The following is a 2,623-nucleotide window of genomic DNA, read 5'->3' on the forward strand; positions in this document are numbered from 1 at the left end:
AGGTCATATCGCCTTCCGAAACAATCGCCGGATACGTATCCGCCCCCCGACGGCACGGCGCGAAGCATCGCAGAGCGACACCGACGAAAGTAGGGGTTAGCCCACATGGGCGACCTACGTTATGAACACAGAGTGATCACGCATGGATAACCATCGGCGCAAGATGCAATTTAGTTGCAATAGGGAAACCGGCAAAAATGCTGCGCACGACTCGAACGTGACGCAGATTCAGATTCGTCATGGGGTCCGGTGAGGCGTCTCTCGCGTCACCCGTATGAAGGGTGGGTTGTTTCAATCCGGCCGAGCTGGACACAATCCGCAACCATGAATTACGACCCGCGCTACGGCCCGCCGCCTCAGCAGGGCTACCCCCACCCGCAGCAGCCAGGTCCGTATCAGCAGCCGCCACCGGGCCCGTACCCGCAGCAGCCGCCTCACCAGGGCGGATACTACGACGAACCACCGCACGGCCGTCGCCGGGACGACAGCGGCGAGACCATCGCCCACATCGTCCGCGTCGTCGTGGGCGTGGTCATCACGATCTTCACGCTGCACGTGCTGTTCGTGGTATTCGACGCGAACCAAGGAAATGGATTCGTCTCGTTCGTTTACGCGATGGCGCAGGTCTTCGTGCTCGGTCTCGGCGACGTTTTCACGCCGGACGACGAACTCCTCGGCGTCGTCCTCAACTACGCCCTCGCCGCCCTCGTCTGGGCCGTCGGCGGCAAGCTCATCATCAAGGCGCTCCGCCGCTGATGCTTGCGAAGCCGGAAGACCTCCATCGAAAGTCGCAGGTCTAATTTCCGGTTGTTTCGGTTCTGATGCCCGTCAGCATGCTGGATCCGATTGCTCCGCATAGGTGGACCGGTTGCCCTTCCCCTCGGCTGGTCCGCCTATGCGGTATTTCGGGTCAACACCCATCGGGTTCTCCCAGGCGACGCGGTGCGCTCCAGAGGCTGTCGAGATCATCAGTAGTGGAAACCCGCAACGCGCCATGCCGACAGCGGCGTTGCGGAACCTTGAGTGGACTGGATCTCGACCTGTCGGATTCTTTCGAATTTCCCTGAGCACCTACGTATTCGCCGATTCCCTCGGTGGCAGGATCTCGGTCGCAGTCACGTCGTCGTCTTCGTAGCGAGCGCCGACTTTCTCGGAACGCCACAGTTCCAGCCGTCGAAGGCACTGCCGCAGCTCTTCGGCGCGCATCGCCCAATCCCGGCGACTCTCACGACTGCATGCCGGGTCGGTCATCATCTTCCGGGCGAACGAAAACCGTCCGTAGAGGTAGGTCAAGGCCGTGTCATCGTGGCGAGCCACCAGCACTCCTTAGCTTCGAAAACAACGATCACCCGTGTGGCCGCACAGGGGGTTCGTAGCGCTACCTTTTGTAGTTCAGCGCATGAGATCCACTTGCCCTATCGGCCAACCAGGCGAAGCGTTACGGGTTACCCCTCGACCTGAGATCGCGCATCGTGGTCAAGAGTCGGCGGGCGTCCGGTTGCAGTGACCGCCCGGCACGCTGGTGCGCAGGAAACGCGGCGAATCCGGCACCTGGTCGCCCTTGCCAGAAACCTCGCGAACGCGAACTCGATTCCTCCGCTTCATCTTTGACAACTGGTGGGTAACCCGCGCAATTCTTGCCGTAAGCGTCATTTGACCTGCGGAGATGAGTGCGCGCGAGTAATTGTTTACGTCGCAGTAAAGAACTTCGCGAGATTCCTGTAGTGGTCCACCCGCGTGCGAGAGGGTGCGATCAAAATATGACCCATTCCACAGTCCCTGGAATCGATTTGAGAACGCTCGTATCACGGTCGGGCAACTATGTTGGGGATCTGTTTGGTTGATATTTGCAATAACCTGGGAAAGCGGCTGGTCACAGTGCTTTTCTGATCGAATCTCGTCTCTTGCTGAGGGGGTGGCGGGAAGTAACGCGCTGGGCGGCGTGCGGGATTAACGCTCGGAGATGACGGATGGCGTCACGGTGCGTTGCGCATCGCAACGCCATGCGATCACTCGCCGGGTTCTGCAACGACACAACGACACGATCGCGCTACGCCGCCTACCCGGCCGGTGGCGTCGCTGGTCAGATCGGAGGGAAAATGGGCTGCTCCCATGCCAAAACATGCCCTCTCTTCCCGTTGCTGAACGCAAGTTTGCGCGGCTGGCGAGAGTCCTATTGCGACAGCGAGGCGCGTTGGCGCGAATGCACGCGGTACCAGCTGGCATCCAGAGGCCAGCTCGTGCCGATCTCACTGCTGCCCAACGGAGCTGACGCGAGGCACATCCGAAACGCCGCCGAACGGTCCGCTGCCGCCGAACCGACACCGCCGGCACCCCTCATTTCCGGGGCGCCCGGATCCGAGGCTTGGTTCGAACCTACGCCGATACCGGACTCCGCCAGGCCAGTCGAGGCGCCGGTTCAGCGCCACGAGCAGTCAGCACCGTCACACGTCAAGCAAGTCCCCGACACTCCACCGGTTAAGGGGCGCAAAGCACGGTCCACTCGGACGCGGATCTCCAAGCGCCGATGGTGGACCCGACTCGCCGAATGGATGCGAGGTCCTTCATGACCACCTACTGGCCCTGGTGGGCGGGAGCGATCGGACTCGCCCTCGTCACCATC

2 protein-coding genes are annotated in these 2,623 nt (G+C 61.5%); one reads left to right on the forward strand and one right to left on the reverse strand.

Annotation, left to right across the window (positions count from 1 at the left end; translation table 11 throughout):
* Window positions 1-324 precede the first annotated feature (324 nt).
* Entirely contained in the window at window positions 325-756 is a 432-nt protein-coding gene (locus AB0J91_RS32955; protein WP_363876939.1) for a hypothetical protein, read from the forward strand.
* Window positions 757-1,071: 315 nt separating this feature from the next.
* Here AB0J91_RS32955 and AB0J91_RS32960 read toward each other — a convergent pair whose 3' ends face one another.
* Window positions 1,072-1,317, reverse strand: coding sequence for a hypothetical protein (locus AB0J91_RS32960; RefSeq protein ID WP_363788011.1), 246 nt, complete (start codon window positions 1,315-1,317; stop codon window positions 1,072-1,074).
* Window positions 1,318-2,623: the final 1,306 nt, after the last annotated feature.

The sequence above is a fragment of the Saccharopolyspora sp. NPDC049357 genome (assembly GCF_040677225.1).
In the GTDB taxonomy this organism is placed as follows: Bacteria; Actinomycetota; Actinomycetes; order Mycobacteriales; family Pseudonocardiaceae; genus Saccharopolyspora.

Coding starts and splice junctions, on each gene's coding strand:
- AB0J91_RS32955 (WP_363876939.1), top strand. CDS start 325: ATGAATTACGACCCGCGCTACGGCCCGCCGCCTCAGCAGGGCTACCCC.